This is a genomic window from Streptomyces sp. NBC_01341 (genome assembly GCF_035946055.1).
GTDB lineage: Bacteria > Actinomycetota > Actinomycetes > Streptomycetales > Streptomycetaceae > Streptomyces.
Map to the genome: position 1 here is coordinate 5114069 of NZ_CP108364.1, position 20652 is coordinate 5134720.

At 73.4% G+C, this 20652-nt stretch carries 21 protein-coding genes; 10 read left to right on the forward strand and 11 right to left on the reverse strand.

What is annotated here, in order from left to right:
• Window positions 1-62 precede the first annotated feature (62 nt).
• The gene (locus tag OG206_RS22440) at window positions 63-1076 is read left to right on the forward strand and encodes an ArsR/SmtB family transcription factor (RefSeq protein WP_327118859.1); all 1014 of its coding nucleotides are present in this window, start codon (window positions 63-65) and stop codon (window positions 1074-1076) included.
• Between the two features lie 4 nt (window positions 1077-1080).
• Here OG206_RS22440 and OG206_RS22445 read toward each other — a convergent pair whose 3' ends face one another.
• Window positions 1081-1665: a DUF4287 domain-containing protein gene (locus tag OG206_RS22445; RefSeq protein ID WP_327118861.1), complete on the reverse strand. Its 585-nt coding sequence runs from the start codon at window positions 1663-1665 to the stop codon at window positions 1081-1083.
• 165 nt (window positions 1666-1830) lie between these two features.
• Between OG206_RS22445 and OG206_RS22450 the strand changes: the two genes are divergently transcribed.
• On the forward strand, window positions 1831-2247 hold the full coding sequence (locus OG206_RS22450; protein ID WP_327118863.1) for a VOC family protein: 417 nt from the start codon (window positions 1831-1833) through the stop codon (window positions 2245-2247).
• A gap of 58 nt (window positions 2248-2305) precedes the next feature.
• On the opposite strand, the gene OG206_RS22455 is transcribed toward OG206_RS22450, so the two are convergent.
• The 4 genes from OG206_RS22455 to OG206_RS22470 form a co-directional block, all read right to left on the reverse strand.
• Entirely contained in the window at window positions 2306-3472 is a 1167-nt protein-coding gene (locus OG206_RS22455; protein ID WP_327118865.1) for an alkaline phosphatase PhoX, read from the reverse strand.
• 116 nt (window positions 3473-3588) lie between these two features.
• A complete protein-coding gene (gene nirD, locus OG206_RS22460) occupies window positions 3589-3948 on the reverse strand; it encodes a nitrite reductase small subunit NirD (protein WP_327118867.1) in 360 nt (119 codons plus the stop codon).
• On the reverse strand, window positions 3948-6533 hold the full coding sequence (gene nirB, locus OG206_RS22465) for a nitrite reductase large subunit NirB (protein WP_327118869.1): 2586 nt from the start codon (window positions 6531-6533) through the stop codon (window positions 3948-3950). The genes nirD and nirB overlap by 1 nt, the downstream gene beginning before the upstream one ends.
• A complete protein-coding gene (locus tag OG206_RS22470) occupies window positions 6533-7771 on the reverse strand; it encodes an NAD(P)/FAD-dependent oxidoreductase (protein ID WP_327118871.1) in 1239 nt (412 codons plus the stop codon). Before OG206_RS22470 ends, nirB begins: the two co-directional genes overlap by 1 nt.
• A gap of 148 nt (window positions 7772-7919) precedes the next feature.
• On the opposite strand from OG206_RS22470, the gene OG206_RS22475 reads away from it, so the two are divergent.
• A complete protein-coding gene (locus OG206_RS22475) occupies window positions 7920-8711 on the forward strand; it encodes a sulfite exporter TauE/SafE family protein (protein ID WP_327118873.1) in 792 nt (263 codons plus the stop codon).
• On the opposite strand, the gene OG206_RS22480 is transcribed toward OG206_RS22475, so the two are convergent.
• The 4 genes from OG206_RS22480 to OG206_RS22495 form a co-directional block, all read right to left on the reverse strand.
• Complete coding sequence (locus OG206_RS22480; RefSeq protein ID WP_327118875.1) at window positions 8712-9344, reverse strand: class F sortase; 633 nt, start codon at window positions 9342-9344, stop codon at window positions 8712-8714.
• Between the two features lie 21 nt (window positions 9345-9365).
• A complete protein-coding gene (locus OG206_RS22485) occupies window positions 9366-10031 on the reverse strand; it encodes a hypothetical protein (protein ID WP_327118877.1) in 666 nt (221 codons plus the stop codon).
• A gap of 363 nt (window positions 10032-10394) precedes the next feature.
• Window positions 10395-10856: a DUF5990 family protein gene (locus OG206_RS22490; RefSeq protein WP_327118879.1), complete on the reverse strand. Its 462-nt coding sequence runs from the start codon at window positions 10854-10856 to the stop codon at window positions 10395-10397.
• 62 nt (window positions 10857-10918) lie between these two features.
• On the reverse strand, window positions 10919-11713 hold the full coding sequence (locus OG206_RS22495; protein WP_327118881.1) for an aminotransferase class IV family protein: 795 nt from the start codon (window positions 11711-11713) through the stop codon (window positions 10919-10921).
• 69 nt (window positions 11714-11782) lie between these two features.
• Here OG206_RS22495 and OG206_RS22500 point away from each other — a divergent pair, with 69 nt between their 5' ends.
• Genes OG206_RS22500 through OG206_RS22510 form a run of 3 tightly spaced genes read left to right on the forward strand, consistent with a single transcriptional unit; the run spans window position 11783 to window position 13204 of the window.
• Window positions 11783-12355 (forward strand): NADPH-dependent FMN reductase, encoded by a 573-nt coding sequence (locus tag OG206_RS22500; protein WP_327118883.1) that lies wholly within the window; start codon window positions 11783-11785, stop codon window positions 12353-12355.
• Window positions 12356-12410: 55 nt separating this feature from the next.
• The gene (gene cutA / locus OG206_RS22505; RefSeq protein ID WP_327118885.1) at window positions 12411-12749 is read left to right on the forward strand and encodes a divalent-cation tolerance protein CutA; all 339 of its coding nucleotides are present in this window, start codon (window positions 12411-12413) and stop codon (window positions 12747-12749) included.
• The gene (locus tag OG206_RS22510) at window positions 12746-13204 is read left to right on the forward strand and encodes a gamma-glutamylcyclotransferase family protein (RefSeq protein ID WP_327118890.1); all 459 of its coding nucleotides are present in this window, start codon (window positions 12746-12748) and stop codon (window positions 13202-13204) included. Before cutA ends, OG206_RS22510 begins: the two co-directional genes overlap by 4 nt.
• Here the strand turns inward: OG206_RS22510 and OG206_RS22515 are convergent.
• Window positions 13167-15242: a molybdopterin oxidoreductase family protein gene (locus tag OG206_RS22515; protein WP_327118892.1), complete on the reverse strand. Its 2076-nt coding sequence runs from the start codon at window positions 15240-15242 to the stop codon at window positions 13167-13169. The two genes, OG206_RS22510 and OG206_RS22515, sit on opposite strands and share 38 nt — an antisense overlap.
• Window positions 15243-15309: 67 nt before the next feature.
• Window positions 15310-16071 (reverse strand): SanA/YdcF family protein, encoded by a 762-nt coding sequence (locus OG206_RS22520; RefSeq protein WP_327118894.1) that lies wholly within the window; start codon window positions 16069-16071, stop codon window positions 15310-15312.
• A gap of 288 nt (window positions 16072-16359) precedes the next feature.
• Here OG206_RS22520 and OG206_RS22525 point away from each other — a divergent pair, with 288 nt between their 5' ends.
• The 4 genes from OG206_RS22525 to OG206_RS22540 all read left to right on the forward strand — a co-directional run bounded on the left by OG206_RS22525 (window position 16360) and on the right by OG206_RS22540 (window position 20570).
• Complete coding sequence (locus OG206_RS22525) at window positions 16360-16671, forward strand: hypothetical protein (RefSeq protein ID WP_327118896.1); 312 nt, start codon at window positions 16360-16362, stop codon at window positions 16669-16671.
• A gap of 254 nt (window positions 16672-16925) precedes the next feature.
• The gene (locus tag OG206_RS22530) at window positions 16926-17828 is read left to right on the forward strand and encodes a sirohydrochlorin chelatase (protein WP_327118898.1); all 903 of its coding nucleotides are present in this window, start codon (window positions 16926-16928) and stop codon (window positions 17826-17828) included.
• A 35-nt stretch (window positions 17829-17863) separates the two neighbouring features.
• Window positions 17864-19192 (forward strand): deoxyguanosinetriphosphate triphosphohydrolase, encoded by a 1329-nt coding sequence (locus OG206_RS22535; RefSeq protein ID WP_327118900.1) that lies wholly within the window; start codon window positions 17864-17866, stop codon window positions 19190-19192.
• 118 nt (window positions 19193-19310) lie between these two features.
• Window positions 19311-20570 carry an NAD(P)/FAD-dependent oxidoreductase gene (locus OG206_RS22540; protein WP_327118902.1) on the forward strand — a complete coding sequence of 420 codons (1260 nt, stop codon included), beginning with the start codon at window positions 19311-19313 and terminating at the stop codon, window positions 20568-20570.
• The last annotated feature ends 82 nt before the right edge of the window (window positions 20571-20652 follow it).

Below are 20652 nucleotides of genomic sequence, written 5' to 3' on the forward strand. Positions count from 1 at the left end.
TCCTGTGACGCTGTGCATACCCTTCGACGGGGGCAATTGCGGGTGCAACAGGTGGGGGTTCGGTGCTGCGTATCCATGTGTCCGGGATGGACCTTTCGCGGGTGCGGATGGCCGCGAGGCCGGACGCGATGTGGGAAACCATCCTCAGTTTTCACAGGCTGAGGGACCGGCGGGGTTCCTCGGTGTTCGGGAAATGGCGCAAGGAATCCCGGACCCGGTTGAATGGTGAAGCACGTCTGCTGTCGGCTCTCGTTCCGCCCCGCGGCTATTTCCCCGACTTCCTGACGCCTTCCGCCGAGGGTGCCGAACCATTCGGATTCGACACCGGAACGGAAGCGCTGCGCGACACCCCGGCCGACCGGATCCGCGCGGAAACCGCGCTTCTGGCCGAAAACGCCCCTCTGCTGAGGCGGCCGTCGGGCGGCCCCACCGCGGACGCCCTGCCGGACGCGCTCGCCGAGGGGCGCACGGAGCCGCTGGGCCGGCTCATCTCCACCCTGCGCGCCTACCACCGTGCCGCCGTCGAACCCTACTGGCCGCACATCCGGGCGAGCGTCGAGGCCGATCGCGCGGTGCGGGGGCGGGCTCTGCTCGACGGCGGGGCGGACGAACTCCTCGCCACCCTGCCCCCGATGATCCGCTGGCGTGCGCCGGTGCTGGAGGCGGACTACCCCGTCGACCGGGAACTGCACCTCGACGGCCGGGGTCTCCTCCTGCAGCCCTCGTACTTCTGCCGGGGCACCCCCGTCGTCTACCGGGACCCGCTCCTGCCGCCCGTCCTCGTCTACCCGGTCACCCACCCCGACGCCCCGGCCTTCGCGGAGCCGGGGCCCTGGCTCGGCCGGCTCGTGGGCCACACCCGCTCCGCGGTCCTGCGGTCCATCGGCAACGGCTGCACGACCAGCGAACTGGCCCGCAGGACCGGGGTGTCCCTGGCCTCCGCCAGCCAGCACGCCTGCGTGCTGCGCGAAGCCGGCCTCGTCCGCACCCTGCGGCACGGCAGTTCGGTCCTGCACACGCTGACCCCGCTGGGGGACGCGCTGCTCCGGGGCGGGGCCCCGCTCGCCCTGTCCTGACCGCTCAGCCCCGTTCCTCCAGCACCGCCTTCAGGACGGCCAGACGCTCCTTCCAGAACGCCTTGTAGCGTGTCACCGCCCCCGCGTCCGCCAGCTTCCCGTGGCCCACGCCCACGCGCGTGCGCCCGTGCGGCAGGGCCTCCAGCCGCACCGAGATGCTTCCGGCGGCCTCCCCGGACTCGTCGCGGAACCCCGCGGTCAGGGACCTGCCGGGCCGCAGGCCGCGCACGGACAGTTCCACGTCCGGCAGCCAGCGCCCGCGCAGCACCGGTTCGGTGAAGGCGTCCAGGACGCGCTCCGGCGGCGCCGCGAGGGTCCGGCTGCCCGAGGTGTTCCAGTCGCCCGCGGAGGACTGCCCCACCTCCCGCAGGCCGCGCTCCTGTTCGTACCCGACGGTGACCGACTGGGCGTACCAGCCGCCCATCCGGTGTTCCGTGCCCAGGTACGCGGCGATCTCCGCGTGGGTGCGCCGCGTCGCGTCCCAGGCGTCGAGCACGGCGAACCAGTCCGCCCAGCTCCGGCCGGTCGCTCCCCGCAGGGCGTCGTCCGACAGCTTCTCGGTGATCCTTCGGCCCGTCGATCCGCTCATGCCCCCGAAGCTATGCGCCCCCTCCGCGCGGCACCGGCGGTGACGCGCGGGAAGCCGCCCCGTCCCGGGCGATGAGTTCCGCGCGCCGCGGCCGTCTACCTCTTGTGAGCGCTCGCAGGGAGCGCGCCGGAGCACCGCAGAGTGCCGGACGGAAGAGTGGGAACCATGCCTCAGCCTCGGATGATCTTCGTGAACCTGCCGGTGAAGGACCTGGAGACGACCAAGACCTTCTTCTCGAAGCTCGGCTTCGGCTTCAACCCGCAGTTCAGCGACGACACGACCGCCTGTCTCGTCATCAGTGACACGATCTTCGCCATGCTCATCAGCGAGCCGCGCTTCAAGGACTTCACCAAGAAGGAGATCGCCGACGCGTCGGCGACCACCGAGGTCCTCATCGCCCTGAGCGCCGGGAGCCGCGCCGAGGTCGACGAGATGGCCGACGCCGCGCTCGCTTCGGGCGGCTCGCCGGCCAACGAGCCCATGGACGAGGGCTTCATGTACGGCCGTTCCTTCCAGGACCCCGACCACCACATCTGGGAGGTCGTGTGGATGGACCCGGCCGCGGTCGAGGGACAGGCCTGACGTCCGGACGGGGCGGCTGCCGCGGTGCACGCACCACGACAGCCGCGCCGGGGACCGGTCAGGAGCGGAACGGCCCCGTGACCTCGTAGGTGATGCCGCCCGAGGAACTGCCGCTGGTACCGCGCTGCGAGGAGAAGTAGAGCCGCTTCCCGTCGGGGGAGAAGGCGGGCCCGGTGATCTCCGAGCCCGACTGGCCGCTGATCCGCAGGAACGGCGCGACCGTGTCGGCGGGTGTGATCAGGCAGATCTCCATGGTGCCGCCGTCCTCGGCGACGTACAGGTCGCCCGAGGCGGACCGGGTGACGTTGTCCACGCCGGTGAGCGGCGCGGTGCCGCTCGTGACGAGCGAGTCGTCGTAGGCGAGCGAGAGGGACGAGGAGTCCGCGTCGTACGCCCACACCCGGTTGTCGCCCTTGGTGGTGAACCAGCAGGTGCCGGCCGCGTAGAAGCAGCCCTCGCCGCCGTTGAACACCTTGGCGCCGGAGACCTGGTAGCGGGTCTGGGTGGGCGATCCGTCCGGATCGGGGACCGTCGTCCAGGTCACCGGTCCGGAGGTGCCGGTGCCGGCCACCAGGACCTGCAGGGTGCCGGCGGACAGGCTGCCCCAGGTGGTGGGACGGAAGCGGTAGAAGCGGCCGTCCGTCTCGTCCTCGGTCAGGTAGACGTAGCCGTGGTCGGGGTCGGCCGCCGCCGCCTCGTGCTTGAAGCGGCCGAGTGCCGGACGCTGCACGGCCGCGTTCACGCCCCAGGGGTCCGTCTCGTAGACGAACCCGCGGGTGACCTCCTCGCAGGACAGCCAGGTGTTCCACGGGGTGCGGCCGCCGGCGCAGTTGTTGTTCGTGCCGGACAGGATGCGGTACGCCGAGGTGACGGTCCCCGAGGCGTCGAAGCGCACCGCGCTCGCCCCGCCGCCGCTGCCCGAGGACACCTCGGCGTTGGACACGTAGATCCATCCGCTGCCGTCGGTGAAGGTGGCGCCTCCGTCGGGCGCGCTGTGCCAGGTGTACGAGGTGCCGGGGACGGTCTGCCCCGAACGCGCGACGATGCGGCTGGTGAAGCCGCTCGGCAGCAGGATGCCGTTCGCGTTGGCGGCCTGCAGCGCACCGTACGGACCGGTGGCCGGCTGGGCGGGGGCGGCGGAGGCCGCACCCCTCCACAGGGTGCCGCCGAAGGCCGCCGTCGATGAACCGATCACCGCTGTGCGCAAGAAGGTCCGACGTTCCACGATCACTCCACGGGTGACGTGCTGGCCCGCCGGCCCGGTCGGCCCGGCGGGTCGAACGTCAGGACAGTAGAGGCGCGTGGTGGACACAGCTCCAACGTGTCATGAACAGGGCGCGGTCAGTCCGCGCGGACCGGGAAGACCGGCACCGACACGGCGTCGTCGTCCAGGCACGCGCCCGTCTCCAGGTCGAAGCGCTGCTTCAGGAGCGGTGAGGCGACGAACGGCCGGCCGCCCGCGGAACCGAGCAGGCCCCGGGACAGGACGTACGCGCCGGTGAACGGGTCGCGGTTGTCGATCGCGTAGGCCCGCCCCGCCCGGTCCATGAACAGCGCGACCTGCCGCCCGTCCGGCAGGAGCGCCGCCACGCCGCGCCCCGGGGTCAGCTGCGAGCGGTCGCAGAGCGTCAGCCAGTCGTCCCCGTCCGCGAGCCGGAGCGTCCCGGTGTCCCGCGCGGTCTCCATCGTCGTGGTCGTCATCAGGAGGGGGTCCCTTCGAGAGTACGGATGGCGAGCACCGGGCCCGCGAGGATGTCCAGGTCGGGTTTGACCTGGTCGCGCTCCGGGACGAACCTGACCGAGGGATCGGGGGCGTCGGGGGCGTTGACGAAGGTGACGAAGCGCCGCAGACGCTCCGGGTCGTTGATGGTCTCGGCCCACTCGTCCCGGTAGCCGGCGACGTGGTCGGCCATCAGGCGTTCCAGCTCGTCGCACAGTCCCAGCGAGTCGTGGACGACGACGTCGCGCACGTGGTCCAGGCCGCCCTCGATGCGGTCCAGCCAGGTCGAGGTGCGCTCCAGGCGGTCCGCCGTGCGGATGTAGAACATCAGGAACCGGTCGATGAGACGCACCAGTTCGGCGTCGGACAGATCCTGGGCGAGCAGGTCCGCGTGGCGCGGGGTGGCGCCGCCGTTGCCGCCGACATACAGGTTCCAGCCCTGTGCGGTGGCGATGATCCCGAAGTCCTTGCCACGGGCCTCCGCGCACTCGCGGGCGCAGCCCGAGACCGCCGACTTCAGCTTGTGCGGGGAGCGCAGACCCCGGTAGCGCAGCTCCAGGTCGATCGCCATCCTCACCGAGTCCTGCACGCCGTAGCGGCACCAGGTCTGCCCCACGCAGGACTTGACCGTCCGCAGCGACTTCCCGTAGGCGTGCCCGGACTCGAAGCCCGCCTCCACCAGCCGGGTCCAGATCAGCGGCAGCTGGTCGACGCGGGCGCCGAACAGGTCGATGCGCTGACCGCCGGTGATCTTCGTGTAGAGGCCGAAGTCCCGGGCCACCTCGCCGATCACGATGAGCTTCTCCGGGGTTATCTCACCGCCGGGGATGCGCGGCACGATCGAGTAGGAGCCGTTGCGCTGGAGGTTGGCGAGGAAGTGGTCGTTGGTGTCCTGCAGCGCCGCCTGCTCGCCGTCCAGCACGTAACCGCTCGCGCCGACCGTCGGGGCCAGGGACGCGATGACCGAGCCGACCGTCGGCTTGCATACCTCGCAGCCGTCACCGCCCCGGGCCTCCGCGCGGCCGTGCGAGTCGAGCAGCTCGGCGTACGACGTGACACCGAGGGTGCGCACGATCTCGTACAGCTCGCTCCGGGTGTACGCGAAGCAGCCGCAGAGCCCCTGGTCCTCGGGCTGCGGCAGCAGCTGGCCGATGACCTTGACGCAGCTTCCGCAGCCCGTACCGGCCTTGGTGCACTTCTTCACCTCGGGCAGCGTGCTGTGCTCGCAGATCGCACCCTTGGTGACGTTGTGGCAGGAGCAGATCACCGCTTCGTCGGGCAGCGACGACGGGCCGAGCGTGACCGGACCGCCCGCACCGGCCGGCAGCACCAGCTGCTCGGGGGCGACCGGGAGTACCGTGCCGGTCATCGGCCGCAGCGTGCCGTACTGGTCGGCGTCACCGACCAGGACACCGCCGAGCAGGGTGCCGTCCTGCCCGATCACCAGCTTCTTGTAGACACCCGAGCGGGAGTCCGCGTACACGACGTCGAGGCAGCCCTCTGCCGCGCCGTGCGCGTCGCCGAAGGAGGCCACGTCCACACCGAGCAGCTTCAGCTTCGTCGAGAGGTCGGCGCCGGTGAAGGAGGCCGCGTTGCCGGCGATCACCTCGGCGACCGCCGCCGCCATCTCGTAGCCCGGTGCCACCAGGCCGTACACCCGGCCGTCCGAGGCCAGCGCGCACTCGCCTATCGCGAACACGTCGCTGTCGGAGGTGCGGCACTGCTCGTCGACGACGATGCCGCCGCGCGGGCCGACCTCCAGACCGCAGTCACGGGCCAGCTGGTCCCGGGGGCGCACCCCGGCGGAGAAGACGACGAGGTCCGTCGCGAGGGAGGAGCCGTCCGACAGGGACATGCCGTCCACCCGGCCGTCCTCGCCCGCGGTGACCTCCTGGGTGCCGACCCCCGTGTGGACGGAGAGCCCCATGTTCTCGATGGTGCGCAGGAGAGCGGCCCCGCCGCCCTCGTCGACCTGGACGGGCATCAGCCGGGGCGCGAACTCCACGACGTGCGTCCGCAGTCCCAGGCCCTTGAGAGCGCCGGCGGCCTCCAGGCCGAGCAGCCCGCCGCCGACGACCGCGCCCGTCCTCGCGCCCTTCGCGTACTCCTCGATCGCGAGGAGGTCCTCGATGGTGCGGTAGACGAAACAGCCTTCGGCGTCCTTGCCCGGCACGGGCGGGACGAAGGGGTACGAGCCGGTGGCCAGCACCAGCGTGTCGTAGGCGAAGGTCTCCCCGGAGCGCGCGGTGACGGTGCGCGCCTCACGGTCGACGCTCTCCGCCGGATCGCCGACGCGCAGTTCGAAACCGTGCCTGGCCATGAAGTCCGGCTCGACGAGTGAGAGGTCCTCCGGCGTCCTCCCGGCGAAGTACGAGGTCAGCTGCACCCGGTCGTACGCGGGGCGGGGCTCCTCGCAGAGCACCACGACACGGGCCGTGCCCGCGGTGGCGGTGAGACCGCGGTCGGCGAGCGCTTCCAGGAACCGCTGCCCGACCATGCCGTGCCCGACGACCACGATCGTCGGCACACTCGCGGTGGGGGCGGTCGGGGGAGTGGGCACCGGCATCAGAGGCCTCCGTCGTTGGTGAGCAGGTGGAGCAGGGACATGTCGGCGGGCAGGGGCTCGTCGTCCTGCCAGGTCCGGGCGAGGGTGCCGACCGCGCCGAGATCGCCGAACAGCACGCCGCCCGCGAGCCGGTCGCCCCGGACGACGACCGTGCGGTAGGCGCCCCGGGTGGCGTCGGCCAGCCGCACCACGTCGTCCCCCGGCATCGGGCGGGAGTCGCCGAAGGCGGCCAGGTCGAGGCCGCCGGGGGCCCCGGCGGCCACCGGGACGGCCGCGGAGGGGCGCAGGGTGAGCCGGGTCAGGGCTCGGGTGCCCCGGTAGCGGGCCGTCCGGCCCGCCAGTACCTCGGCCAGGACGTCGGCCTGTTCGAGTGCCGCGCCCGCCAGCCCGTACACCGTCCCGTCGTGCTCGGCGCAGTCGCCGACGGCGTGGACGTACGGGTCCGAGGTGCGCAGCTCGTCGTCCACGACCACGCCCTTGCGGACGTCGAGGCCGGCGGCCTGCGCCAGACCCGTCCTGGGGCGGACCCCGCAGGCCAGGACCGTGATCTCGGCCTCCAGTTCGTAGCCGTCGGCCATCTCCACCGCACGCACCGCCGGGACGGCACCGTCCGTGCAGCGCAGTCCGCGAACCCGGCTCTCGGTGTGCACCTCGACGCCGAGCGCCTCCAGGTGGCGCCGCAGCAGCCCCGCCGCCTCGGCGTCCAGCTGCCGCTCCATGAGGTGCTCGCCCTGCTGGGCCAGCACCACCTGGGCGCCGCACTCCGCCAGCGCGCGGGCGGCCGACACGCCGAGGAGCCCGCCGCCGATGACGACGGCGCGCGATCCGGGACGGACAGCGGCCCGCAGGGCGAGGCAGTCGTCGAGGGTGCGGAAGGGATGCACCCCGTCCGGAAGTGTGCGGCCGATACCCCGCAGCGGTGGCAGCACCGGGTTCGAGCCGGTGGCCAGCACCAGGCGCCCGTAGCCGATGACGCCGCCGTCGTCGCACAGGACCTCGCGGGCCGCCCGGTCGATCCGCACGACCCGCACCCCGCGCCGCACCCCGGCGGGCGGCAGCGCGATCACGTCCGGCTCGTACCGGCCCGCGAGGACCTCGGCCAGCAGCACCCGGTTGTACGGTGCGTGGGCCTCCTCGCCGATGACGGTGACACCGGGCACCCGGGCGGCGAGCCGCGCGCCCGCCATCCCGGCGCCGATCACCACCACCTGCGCCGTGTTCCCGCTCCGTGTCCTCATGACGAAGAGACTGCGGGGCCGGTGTTACCCGACCGCATCCCTCCTGTTTCCCGGGAGGAACCTTGCGCTCAGCGCGCCCTCACGGCTCCTGTGAGGCGCGGCGAGACTGGTTGGACGGGGCACCTATCGCTTGCCTAAGGTCGCGTTCATGCCCGACATCACGCTGACCACCCTCGTCCTCCTGTGCCTCGCGGCCGCCGCTGCCGGCTGGATCGACGCGGTGGTCGGCGGCGGTGGGCTGCTCCTCCTGCCCGCCCTGCTGCTGGGCCTTCCGCACGTCCCGGCCGCGCACATCCTCGGCACCAACAAGGCGGTCGCCATCGTCGGCACCTCGGGCGCCGCCGCCACCTACGTCCGCAAGGCGCCGGTCCAGGTCGGGACCGCCGTCCGGATCGGGCTCACGGCGCTCGCGGGGTCGATGACGGGCGCCTTCTTCGCCGCGGGGATCAGCAGCGACGTACTGCGTCCGGTGATCATGGTGGTCCTGCTCGGCGTCGCCGCCTTCGTGATGCTGCGGCCCTCCTTCGGCACGGCGGCGGCCGGCGACGGCACGGGCCGGGAGGTCACCCGGGCGCGCACCGTGACCGCCATCGTGCTGGTCGGCGGCGGCATCGGCTTCTACGACGGGCTGTTCGGGCCGGGCACGGGCACGTTCCTGGTGCTCGCGCTGACCGCGGTCCTCCACCTCGACCTGGTCACCGCCTCCGCCACGGCGAAGATCGTCAACGTCTGCACCAACGCCGGAGCCCTGGCGATGTTCGCCTACCAGGGCACCGTCCTGTGGCAGCTGGCCGCGCTGATGGCCGTGTTCAACCTGGCCGGCGGCATGTTCGGTGCGCGCATGGCCCTCAGGAAGGGCAGCGGCTTCGTGCGCGGGGTCCTGCTGGTCGTGGTGTTCTCGCTCGTCGCCAAGCTCGGCTTCGACCAGTGGACCGCCTGATCACCGCACCTCGGTGAGATGTGCGTACGCGACCACGTTGCCCAGGTAGCCGGTCTCGCGGGTGAAGCCGCCGCCGCAGGTGATCAGGCGCAGCGAGGCGTGGGCGGTGGCGCCGTAGACCCGTTCGTCAGGGAAACGGTCGTTGTCGTACACCTCGACCGCGTCGACCGAGAAGACCGCCGTGCGGTGGTCACCGCGGTCGACCTCGATCCGGGCGCCCTTCTTCAGGGACCCGAGGGAGTAGAAGACGGACGGCCCGTCGGCGTTGTCGACGTGACCGGCGACGATCGCCGTCCCCTTCGCACCGGGGGGTGTGCCGTCCTCGTACCAGCCCGCGAGGTTGCGGCGCTCGGCCGGGGGCGCGTCCAGGCTGCCGTCCGCGCCCAGCCGGAGCCCCGTCATGGGCGCGTCCACACCGATGTCCGGGACGCGGATCCTGACCGGCGCCGACGGGTGCAGGGGCGAGGCGACCGGTGCTCCGGGCCGCACCCCGGGGCCGGCGGCGAACGCCTCCCCGGTGGACGGCTGGGGTGCGGCGAGCCGGGCGGCCGCGCCCTCTTCGACGAGCCACAGACCGCACAGCGCGACGATGCCGGCCAACCAGGCCCTGGCCTGCAGCGCGGTGCTGTTCACGTCGTCCTCCTCCGGGCCGGCTCAGCCGTGCGCGCCGTCCGAGCGCCGGCGGCGCAGGAGCAGGATGCCGCTGCCGGCCGCCGCCGCGACGAGGCCGGCTCCGGCCGCGAGCTGGGCGGTGTCGGGTGCGGCGCTCCCGCCCACTCCCGTCCTGACGTGACCGGACGGCTCACTGGGCCGGTTTCCCGGCGGTGTCGTGGGCCTGCCCGTGGGCGGCTTGGCATGCCCGGGGTCGGTGCCGGGCGGGGTCAGGGGCTCGGGCCGGGTCCCCGGCTTCTCCGCGATGCCGGTGCCGAGGTCGTCCGCCAACGGGTCCTCCAGCGGGTCCTCGTCGGTCTCCGGCCGGAGCGACCCGGACAGCGCCGCCGGGTCGTCGGCCGCCACTAGGGGATCCGTGGCAGCCAGGTCCTCGGGGGCGGCCGGCTCGTCGACGGCGTCCGGCGCCGGCTCGTCGGCGGGTGCCGCATCGGTGTCGCAGGCGGCCGAGGCGTCCGGGTCCCCCGTCCCCGCGGGGTATTCGGACCCGCACTCCGCGGCACCGGGGGCCGGTACCACCGCCGCAGTGATCTCCGGTCTGCCGAGGCCGGTCACGTCCGCGTGGGCGGACGGGGCGGCGGCGAGGCCGAGCGCGGCGGCGGTGAGGGCCGCGGCGGCTGTACCGGTCACGAGGCGGGCGGGGCTGCGCATGGGAATCCTCCGGGCAGACGGATGTGTCCTCCCTCCGAGGTAACGGGTCGTGCGGCCGGGCCGCACGCTGACGCACGGTCAGCTCTCACCCGTACGGCCCCGGGTGACGCGCCCTTCGCACCCGTTCCGTGCAGGTCGCGGCGCCGGTGGCGGCGGCGGAGCGCGTCCGGTGCCGATCGGGTGACACCCCCGCCTTCCGGGTGTGGCGTACATCACATGAATGGGGTTGCCGGGGGCGGGCAAACGCACCACACCCCCCCACGGGACGGCAGCCCCCGCCGGCCCCCGGCAACCGCCCTCACCGGCCCATCCCCCCCCGGGACCGGTGGGGGCGGTGCCATGTCCCCGCGTATCGCCGGGCCCTCACGCCCCCTCGGTCGCGGACCAGGTGATGTCCGGCGGGCGCACACGGCCGCACCTCGGTCCGCCCTGGTCGTCGGTCAGACGCAGTCGCGCGGTGAGGTGCCCGGTCCGTGCCGCGGCCTCGACGACCTCCGGACCGATGTCCCCGATCATCAGCTTGGCGCGCCGGAACATGGTGAAGTCGCCGGACCCGTCGACGGTGCCCCAGGACAGGTAGACGAAATGCCCGCCGAGCCGGTTCTGGATGTACGGCCCCGAGATCCCGACCCCCTCGGCGGTGGACACGGCCGTGCAGTCCAGGGTCCATTCCGCACGGGGCGCGTCGCCCGGGTGCAGGCCCAGCAGCTCGCCCGGCCGGTCCTTGCGCTGCACGCCGACATGGATGTTGTCGAAACCGGCGAAGCCGGTGCCGGGACCGCAGGTGCGGCCCGGAAGGTCTGAGGCTTCGATGTGGATCTGCATGGGGCCCATGGTCCCGTACCGGCGGTCGGCGGTGAGCTCCCGGCCGCGCACCCCGGGCGAGGTCACACGGCGTCGCGGGGGGCGTCCTCGTAGACCTGTCCGATCTGCTTCATCAGGTCCTCGTCGACCGCGAACGGGGTGCCGTCGATCCGCCGGACCGGCGCGATCCCCTGCGCATTGCTGAGGAAGGCGGCACGGTAGGCGCCCAGGCCGTCCAGCGTCACCGGCCTCCGCACCGAAGGCCGGTCCGCGCGGGCGAGTCCGTCCTCCAGCAGTGCCATGGTGATGCCGGTCAGTGCCGGAGCGTCCGGCCAGACCACCGACGTGCCGTCCCAGAAGCCGATGTTGGTGATCGAGCCCTCGGTGACCACTCCGCCGGGCAGGGTCAGCAGCGCCTCGTCGAAGCCCGAACGCCCGGCCAGCTCCCGGTAGTAGGTCTGGCCGAACTCGCCCGGGCGCTTGATGTGGGGCACGGAACGCGCGTAGGGGACCGACATCAGGCGCCGCGGTTCCCGGGTCATCCCCGCCGGCCCGCGGACCGCCACCATCGTCACCGTCTCCGTGCTGCCCGGCGGCATGAAGCCGTGCACCCGCACCGACGCGTCCCGTGTCCCGGTGGAGTCGAGCGCGTGTCCGATCAGCTCCCGCACCCGGTGTCCGGGAAGGGGCGGCCCGAAGAGTTCGCGGTTCGCCGAGTCCAGCCGCTCCAGATGCAGGTCCAGGCCGCGCACCGTCCGGTCCCTGACCTGCATCGCGGTGAAGTGGCCGTAGCCGGCGAAGGCCGGGATCCGGAGGTCGTCCGGCGTGGCGGGGCGGCCGTCGAACTCCGCGTACGGGGTGGCTGCGGGAGTCGTCATGGCCCCACCGTAGGCGGCCGGCCCGACACGCTTGACCTCAACCTTGGTCGAGGTGTGACTCTTCCGTTCATGGACCTCACCACACCCCGTGTTCCCGGCTCCTCCGACGCCCCGCTGAAGGTGGCCGTCATCCTCGGCAGCAACCGCGAAGGCCGCTTCGGACCCGTCGTCGCGGACTGGTTCCTCGGCCGGGCGGCCGACCACCCCGGCATCGAGGCCGGAGCGGTCGACGTCGCCGAGACCGAGACTCCGGGCGCCCGCGCCGTGCCGCGTCTCGCGGAGGCCGACGCCTTCGTCGTGGTCACCCCCGAGTACAACCACTCGTACCCCGCCCCGCTGAAGAGCCTCATCGACCGGCACTTCGCCGAATGGCAGGCCAAGCCCGTCGCGTTCGTCTCGTACGGCGGTGTCTCCGGCGGCCTCCGGGCCGTCGAGCACCTGCGCCAGGTCTTCGCCGAACTCCACGCGACCACCGTGCGCGACACCGTCTCCTTCCACGGTGCGGGCGCGCTCTTCGACGACAGCGGGCAGCCCAAGGACCCCGGACCTGCCGACGGCGCGGCCGAACGGCTGCTCGACCAGCTGGTCTGGTGGGGCCGGGCACTGCGCGACGCCAGGACCCGGCACCCCTACGGGAACTGACGCCCCGGGGGCGACAATCGGGTGGTCACGAACGCCGAGGACGAGGAGGCCCGGGATGACCGAGCCCGCAGTGCTGACCGTGCTGACCACGACGGACAGCGAGGAGAAGGCCCATGCCCTGGCCCGGGGAGCGGTGGACGCACGGCTCGCCGCGTGCGCGCAGATCTCCGCTCCCGTCACCTCCGTCTACCGGTGGCAGGACGCCGTGGAGACCGGCCAGGAGTGGCAGGTGCTGTTCAAGACGACGGCACAGCGCTACGACGCACTGGAGGCCCACCTCGTAGCGGCGCACGACTACGCCACACCCGAGATCATCGCGACGCCCGTCGTGCGCGGCAGCAGCCGCTACCTCGCCTGGGTGAGCACCGAGACGGCACCCACGGCGGACCTGTGACGCAGGTGCCGCTGCCGTTCTTCGTGTACGGCACCCTGCTGCCGGGCGAGCACAACCACGACCGATTCCTCCGGGGCCGCACGCGCGACGAGCGGCCCGCCGTGCTGCCCGGGGCCCTCCTCTACGAGGGTCCCGGCTACCCGTACGCGATCGACGGCCACGGCACGGTCTCCGGCGCCCTGGTCACCGCCGCGCCGGGTTCGTACACGGAGCTGCTCCGGCTCCTGGACGACCTGGAGGAGTACCTCGGCCCTGACCACCCGCGCAACCTCTACGAGCGGGTGGTCCGGACGGTCCTTCCCCGGGCGGACCACCCGCCTCCTCCCGGGCCGGTCCGCGCCTGGGTCTACCTCGCCGCCACCGCCGTCACCCGCTCCCTGCGGACCGGCGGCACGGTGGTGCCCGGCGGTGACTGGCTCACCCGGCGGCCTCCACCCGCACCGCGCACACCTTGAACTCCGGCATCCGCGACACCGGGTCGAGTGCCGGGTTCGTCAGCGAGTTCGCCCGGCCCTCGCCCGGCCAGTGGAACGGCATGAAGACGGTGTCCTGCCGGATCGACGAGGTGATCCTCGCCGGTGCCACCGCCCGCCCCCGCCGGGAGGTGACCGCGACCCTCTCGCCCTCGGCCACCCCGATCCGCTCGGCCAGCCGCGGATGCAGCTCCACGAACGGCCCGGGCGCCGCCGCGTTCAGCTCCGCCACCCGGCGGGTCTGCGCCCCCGACTGGTACTGCGCCACCACGCGCCCGGTGGTCAGCACCACCGGGTACTCCGTGTCCGTCTCCTCCGCCGGCGGCCGGTGCGTGACCGGGACGAACCTGGCCAGCCCGTCGTCCGTCGCGAACCGCTCCAGGAACAGCCGCGGCGTCCCGGCGTGCGCCTCGTCCGGGCACGGCCAGAACACCCCGTCCTCCGCCGCGATCCGGGCGTACGTGATGCCCGCGTAGTCGGCCGGGCCGCCCGCCGAGGCCCGCCGCAGCTCGTCGAACACCTCCTCCGGGTCCGCCGGGAACCCCTTCCCGTGCCCCAGGAGCCCGGCGAGCGCGTGCAGCACCTCCAGGTCGCTGCGCACCCCTTCGGGCGGCGTGACCGCCCGCTGCCGCAGCAGCACGCGGCCCTCCAGGCTGGTCGTCGTCCCGCTCTCCTCGGCCCACTGGGTCACGGGCAGCACCACATCGGCCAGCGCAGCCGTCTCCGAGAGCACCACGTCCGCGACCGCGAGGAAGTCCAGCGACCTCAGCCGCTCCTCGACGTGCCCCGCGCGCGGCGCCGACACCACCGGGTTGGACCCCATGACCAGCAGCGACCTGACGTCCCGCCCGAGCGCGTCCAGCAGCTCGTAGGCGCTGCGGCCGGGCCCCGGCAGCGTGTCGGGGTCGACGCCCCAGACCCCGGCCACATGGCGGCGCGCGGCAGGATCGGTGAGCTTGCGGTAGCCGGGCAGCTGGTCGGCCTTCTGACCGTGCTCACGGCCACCCTGACCGTTGCCCTGGCCGGTCAGGCAGCCGTACCCGGACAGCGGACGGCCCGCCCGGCCGGTCGCCAGACAGAAGTTGATCCACGCCCCGACGGTGTCCGTGCCCTTCGCCTGCTGCTCGGGCCCCCGCGCGGTGAGCACCATCCCGCTCCCCGCCCCGCAGAACATCTCCACGGCCTCGCGCAGCTGCGGCACCGGCACCCCGGTGAGACGCTCCACCAGCTCCGGCCAGTGCGCCATCGCGCCCGCCCGCGCCTCGTCCCAGCCATGCGTCCGGGTCCGGACGAACTCCTCGTCCACCCGGCCGTCCGCCACCACCAGATGCAGCATGCCGAGCGCGAGGGCCAGGTCGGTGCCCGGCCGCGGGGCCAGGTGCAGGTCGGCCTGCTCGGCGGTCCTCGTGCGGCGTGGATCGATGACGATCAGCCGGCCGCCGTTCTCCCGCAGCTCGGTCAGGTAGCGGAGCGCGGGCGGCATCGTCTCCGCGAGGTTCGAGCCGACCAGGATCACGCACCCCGTCCGGGGGACGTCCTCCAGCGGGAACGGCAGCCCCCGGTCGAGGCCGAAGGCCCGCTGGTGCGCGGCGGCCGCCGACGACATGCAGAAGCGGCCGTTGTAGTCGATCTGCGACGTGCCCAGCACCACCCGGGCGAACTTCCCGAGGGAGTAGGCCTTCTCGTTGGTGAGCCCGCCCCCGCCGAACACCCCCACCGCGTCCGCGCCGTACTCCGCCCGGGTCCCGCGCAGCCCCTCCGCGATCCGTCCCAGTGCCTCGTCCCAGCCGGCCGGCACCAGATCGCCGCCGGCGTCGCGGACGAGGGGCCCGGTCAGGCGGACACCGGTGGCCAGCACGGCGGGTGCCGTGCGCCCCTTGCCGCACAGGGCGCCCCGGTTGACGGGGAACTCCGTACGCTCGACGACCTCGACCACCCCGCCATCGGCGACGGGCCGGAGTTTCATCCCGCACTGGAGCGCGCAGTACGGGCAATGCGTGGACGTGTCGGTGCGGGCCATGCACCCAGCGTGCGAGCCGGGTATTACGACGGCCGGTGCGTCCGGTTACGCCCCCGGTACACGCCCCTCAGCCCGCCCCGCCGGCCGCGGTGAGGTCGTCGGCGAGCGCCTCCGTCACCCCGGACTCCCGCGGGCCCAGGAAGTGCGGATCCGGCTCGAACACCGCGTCCAGGAGCGCCTTCCCCGCCGCGAAGACCTCCCGGATCCCGCCGTAGTACCAGGTCACATCGTGTACGTCGTCGGCCCCCACCCCGTACACGTCGATCCCGGCCGAGCGGCACAGGGCGATCGCGCGCCGGATGTGGAAGCCCTGGCTGACCAGGACCGCCCGGTCGACGCCGAAGATCCTCTTGGCCCGGACACAGGAGTCCCAGGTGTCGAACCCCGCGTAGTCGCTGACGACGCGCGTGTCCGGAACCCCGCGGGCGGTGAGATACGTGCGCATGGTGTCCGGTTCGTCGTAGTCCACGCGGCTGTTGTCCCCGGTGACGAGCACGACCCGCACCTTTCCGGACCTGTACAGCTCGGCGGCTGCGTCCAGCCGGTGCGCGAGGTACGGCGACGGCCTGCCCTGCCACAGGCCCGCCCCGAACACCACGGCCACCTGTGCCGCCGGGGCGTCGGCCGCGGTCCGCACCCGGGCGTCGGCCGAGGCGTGCAGCCAGGCCATGGGCGCCAGGGCCACGGCGCAGGCCAGCATCAGCGCCTGCACCAGCCGCCGCTGCCCCCGCCGGGTCCTCGGCAGCCGCGGCAGCGCGGACGACAGCCGTCCCCGCCTCCCCGCCCACCGTCGCGCCGGCGCGAACCGCTCCGTCGTCCCCAGCCGCATGCAGCGCCCCCCCGAGCTCGTACCGGACTTCTCACCCAGGGGGACGCCCGGCGGGGACGAAAGGTTCGGCCGGGCCCCCAGCGGTTCCTGCCGGCGAGGCGTGAGGAGTTGCCCAGCGCGTGCGGAAGTGCGGTACGAAGCCCCGGCGTCCGGCCGGTGTCCCGTAACGGTCACCGTTCGCCGCCGAGCTCCTGTGCAACGGCGTCGCCGGCCCGGGACCCGACGCACGAGGTCGAAACCCGGCTCACCCCATTGCCCGTCAGCTCCGTCACCTGGGACCGTGGTGTGATGGTCGACACCCATTCGCGCAGGTACCTGCTCGTGGTCCGCAGAATGTTCTGGGCCGGCGTCCTGCTCCTCGGCTTCGGTCTGGCCGCCGGCTGGTCCGCCAGAAGGCATCGGGCGACTTCGTGGGACTGCGATCCGACGTGCCGGCCCGCGACCGGCGCCACCTGGCGGACCGTCTCGGACGCGGCCCTGGTGTCCGTGGTGCTCGGGACGGCCCTCGCCACAGCCGCTTTCCTGATGATCATGCTTCGCTCCCCGCGTTCCGAGCCGGACACCGGCGGGCGACAGCCCCCGCACGAAGGCGGCTCGTGAGCTCGTCGTTCGACCTCAGGCGGTGGCAGGCATGCCGGCCCGGGCCGTCCACGAGCCGGTCTGCCGTGGCGGTTCCCGGGCCACGGCGACGCAGCGGTCCGTCGTGGCCGGGCCACCGGCAGAGTCCGAGCCGCGTTCGACGGCGGCCACGAACGACAAGCTGACACCGTGGGACGAGGCTCGGTGAGGCCCAGGCAAACACCCGTCACCGGTGCGAAACGGCCCGGCAACGTCCGCCCGGCACGATTCGGTGCATGACGGAGCCGGCACCGGAACAACCCCGTGAAGCCCTGCCCCTCGACAGCACGGCGCAACTCCTGACACGCATCACCTCCCAGCTCGGAACCCAGCTCAGCCTCGTCTCCCTGAACGGAACCCGCAGGCCCATGCACCGCACCCGAATCCCCGGCCCCACCCTGGTCGCCGTCGCACACGGCAGCCGGGACCCGCAGGCCCTGCGGACCGCCCTGGAGCTCCTGGACCGGGTACGGGAGCTGCGGCCCGGACTCGACGTGCGGCTCGGCCACATCGAGCTCAACGAACCCCTCCTCCCGGACACCCTGGCCGGGATCGGGCAGGGCGAGGCGGTGCTCGTGCCGCTGCTCCTCGGCCGCGGCCACCACGTCCGGCACGACCTGCCCCGGGCAGCCGCCGCGAGCGGCCTGCGGACCCGCGTCGCCGCACCCCTCGGACCGCACCCCCTCATCGTGGAGACCCTGTACGAGCGGCTCGTCGAGGCGGGCTGGCGGGACGGGGACGGCACGAGCCGCAGCGCCGGAGTCGTGCTCGCCGCCGCCGGTTCGCGCGACCCCGACTCCGGCGTCGACGCCCGTCGCACCGCGGCCATGCTCAGCGCGCGCCTCGGCGGGGTGCCCGTCGTGCCCGCCTACGCCTCGGCCGCCACCCCCACCGTGCCCGCCGCTGTGCGCGCCCTCGCCGCACGCGGCCGCCACCGGGTCGCCGTCGCCTCCTACTTCACGGCCCCCGGGCGCTTCGCGACCGCCTCCGCCGACGCCGCCCCGGGGATCGCCGCCGCCCCGCTCGGCTCGCACCCCGCCATGGCGCGCCTCCTGCTCCACCGCTACGACCAGGCCCTGACCGCCGCGGCGCCCGCGCTCGACGCCCTCGCCCACGCGCGCCTCCTGGCCTCCGCCTGAGCCCTCCTGTCAGCCCGGACGTCTACTGTCGGTGCATGGACGGTACGCACCACACCCCGGACACCCAGGAGCGCGGCGCGACGCCCTACGGCGCCGCCGACACCGAGCGCTGGGACACCGAGCCGGACAAACGGCCCGGGCGCACCGCGTTCCAGCGCGACCGTGCCCGCGTGCTGCACTCCGCCGCCCTGCGCAGGCTCGCGGGCAAGACCCAGGTCGTCACCCCCGGCACCCGGGGACGGGCCTGGGACGCCAGCCCGCGCACCCGGCTCACCCACTCCCTGGAGTGCGCCCAGGTCGGCAGGGAACTCGGCGCCGCACTCGGCTGCGATCCCGACCTCGTCGAGGCGGCCTGCCTCTCCCACGACATGGGCCACCCGCCCTTCGGCCACAACGGCGAACAGGCACTCAACGACTTCGCGTCCGACTGCGGCGGCTTCGAGGGCAACGCCCAGTCGCTGCGCCTGCTCACCCGCCTCGAACCCAAACGCTTCGTGCGCGATCCCCGCAGCGGCGAACTCGTCAGCGTCGGGCTCAACCTGACCCGGGCGGCGCTGGACGCCGCCACCAAGTACCCCTGGGCCAGGGGCGCGCACCCCACGGACCCCGGCTCACCGAAGTTCGGGGTGTACGAGGACGACCTGCCGGTCTTCGAGTGGGTCCGCAAGGGTGCTCCGCAGGACCGCAAGTGCTTCGAGGCACAGGTCATGGACTGGTCCGACGACGTCGCGTACTCCGTGCACGACTTCGAGGACGGCCTGCACGCCGGACACGTCGACCCGGGCTGCCTCTTCTCCGATCCGGAGCGCCGGGAGATCTGGGAGGTGGCCATCGGACGGTACGTCCCGGCGGACACCGACCCGCAGGAGCTCGCCGAAGCCCTCGACCGGCTCACCGCCCAGGAATGGTGGCCGCACGGCTACGACGGCACCGCGGTCGCCCAGGCCCGGCTCAAGGACGCCACGAGCCAGCTCATCGGCAGGTTCTGCCTCGCCGCCGAGGCGGCGACCCACGAGCGGTACGGACCCGGACGGCTCGGCCGTTACGGCGCCGAGCTCGTCGTCCCGCGCTCCGTCCGCAACGAGTGCGCCGTGCTCAAGGCCGTCGCGGACCGTTACGTCATGCAGCGTGCCGAGCAGGAGGCCATCCGCGCCGACCAGCGGATCGTCATCGCCGAACTCGCCGCGGCGCTCACCGCCCGCGCGCCCGAGGGCCTGGAGCCGCAGTTCCGCACCCTGTTCGCCACGGCGCCCGACGACCGGGCCCGCAAGCGGGTACTCGTCGACCAGATCGCCGCACTCACCGACGCCTCCGCGCGCTCCCTTCACCGAACGCTCACGGGCGCCCGGCAGACTGGACCATGACCGGGCCACATGCCGGTGGCTTCGGCCCGATCGGGGCACACCCTCTTTCGCCATCACGCTGCGTGCGGGACGCTCGCGGGTGGTGGCGCCGCACAGCACAGTACCGAGGAGGCATCAAGTGGTCGACGCACATCGGACGTTCGTCATCGTCGGCGGAGGACTCGCCGGAGCGAAGGCAGCCGAGACACTCCGGGCGGAGGGCTTCAGCGGCCGGGTGATCCTCATCGGCGACGAACGCGACCAGCCGTACGAACGGCCCGCCCTGTCCAAGGGGTACCTGCTGGGCAAGGACGAACGGGACTCCGTCTTCGTCCACGAGACCGCCTGGTACGCGGGCGCCGACATCGAGCTCCACCTCGGCCAGGTGGTCACCTCCGTCGACCGCGCGGGCCGCTCCGTGCTCCTCGGCGACAACACCGTCGTCCACTACGACAAGCTGCTGCTCGCCACGGGAGCGGAGCCCCGCCGCCTCGACATCCCGGGCACCGATCTGGTCGGCGTGCACCACCTGCGCCGGCTCGCCCACTCCGACCGGCTGCGGAACGTCCTCGCCTCGCTCGGCCGCGACAACGGCCACCTGGTGATCGCCGGAGCCGGCTGGATCGGACTGGAGATCGCCGCCGCGGCCCGGACCTACGGCGCGGAGGTCACCGTCGTCGCGCCCTCCCCGACCCCCCTGCACCACGTGATCGGCCCCGAGGTCGGCCAGATCTTCGCCGACCTCCACGCCGAGCACGGCGTCCGCTTCCACTTCGGCGCCCGCCTCACCGAGATCACCGGGGAGGACGGCATGGTCCTCGCGGTCCGCACCGACGACGGCGAGGAGCACCCGGCCCACGACGTGCTCGCCGCGATCGGCGCGGCGCCGCGCCTCTCGCTCGCCGAGGCGGCCGGGCTCGACATGGCGGCACGGGACCAGGGCGGCGGGGTCCTCGTCGACGCCTCCCTGCGCACCTCCGACCCGCACATCTACGCCGCCGGGGACATCGCGTCCGTGGACCACCCGCTGTTCGGCGGCCGGCTGCGCGTCGAGCACTGGGCGAACGCCCTGAACAGCGGACCGGCAGCGGCCAAGGCCATGCTCGGCCAGGACGTGACGTACGACCGGGTGCCGTACTTCTTCTCCGACCAGTACGACCTCGGGCTGGAGTACTCGGGCTGGGCGCCGCCCGGCTCCTACGACCAGGTCGTGCTGCGCGGGGACGCCGGCAAACGCGAGTTCATCGCCTTCTGGCTGAAGGACGGCCGCGTCCTCGCCGGGATGAACGTGAATGTGTGGGACGTCACCGAGGACATCCAGAAGCTGGTCCGGGCCGCCGTACCGGTCGACCCGGAGGCCCTGGGCGACCCGTCGGTGCCCCTGGACTCCCTGCTCTGACCCGCCTTGCCCGCCCCTGGGGCGGGCGGGTCCCACGACGGGACCGGCCCGCCCGCACGGCCGGTCCCGGATGTCCGGGCCC

Excerpts from the sequence above, each read along its gene's own strand:
- OG206_RS22500 (WP_327118883.1), top strand. The coding sequence starts at position 11,783 with ATGGACCTCACCACACCCCGTGTTCCCGGCTCCTCCGACGCCCCGCTG.
- OG206_RS22530 (WP_327118898.1), top strand. The coding sequence starts at position 16,926 with ATGACGGAGCCGGCACCGGAACAACCCCGTGAAGCCCTGCCCCTCGAC.
- OG206_RS22515 (WP_327118892.1), bottom strand. The coding sequence starts at position 15,242 with ATGGCCCGCACCGACACGTCCACGCATTGCCCGTACTGCGCGCTCCAG.
- OG206_RS22520 (WP_327118894.1), bottom strand. The coding sequence starts at position 16,071 with ATGCGGCTGGGGACGACGGAGCGGTTCGCGCCGGCGCGACGGTGGGCG.
- cutA (WP_327118885.1), top strand. The coding sequence starts at position 12,411 with ATGACCGAGCCCGCAGTGCTGACCGTGCTGACCACGACGGACAGCGAG.
- OG206_RS22445 (WP_327118861.1), bottom strand. The coding sequence starts at position 1,665 with ATGAGCGGATCGACGGGCCGAAGGATCACCGAGAAGCTGTCGGACGAC.
- nirD (WP_327118867.1), bottom strand. The coding sequence starts at position 3,948 with ATGACGACCACGACGATGGAGACCGCGCGGGACACCGGGACGCTCCGG.
- OG206_RS22485 (WP_327118877.1), bottom strand. The coding sequence starts at position 10,031 with ATGCGCAGCCCCGCCCGCCTCGTGACCGGTACAGCCGCCGCGGCCCTC.
- nirB (WP_327118869.1), bottom strand. The coding sequence starts at position 6,533 with ATGCCGGTGCCCACTCCCCCGACCGCCCCCACCGCGAGTGTGCCGACG.
- OG206_RS22490 (WP_327118879.1), bottom strand. The coding sequence starts at position 10,856 with ATGCAGATCCACATCGAAGCCTCAGACCTTCCGGGCCGCACCTGCGGT.
- OG206_RS22450 (WP_327118863.1), top strand. The coding sequence starts at position 1,831 with ATGCCTCAGCCTCGGATGATCTTCGTGAACCTGCCGGTGAAGGACCTG.
- OG206_RS22495 (WP_327118881.1), bottom strand. The coding sequence starts at position 11,713 with ATGACGACTCCCGCAGCCACCCCGTACGCGGAGTTCGACGGCCGCCCC.
- OG206_RS22475 (WP_327118873.1), top strand. The coding sequence starts at position 7,920 with ATGCCCGACATCACGCTGACCACCCTCGTCCTCCTGTGCCTCGCGGCC.
- OG206_RS22525 (WP_327118896.1), top strand. The coding sequence starts at position 16,360 with ATGGTCGACACCCATTCGCGCAGGTACCTGCTCGTGGTCCGCAGAATG.
- OG206_RS22470 (WP_327118871.1), bottom strand. The coding sequence starts at position 7,771 with ATGAGGACACGGAGCGGGAACACGGCGCAGGTGGTGGTGATCGGCGCC.
- OG206_RS22535 (WP_327118900.1), top strand. The coding sequence starts at position 17,864 with ATGGACGGTACGCACCACACCCCGGACACCCAGGAGCGCGGCGCGACG.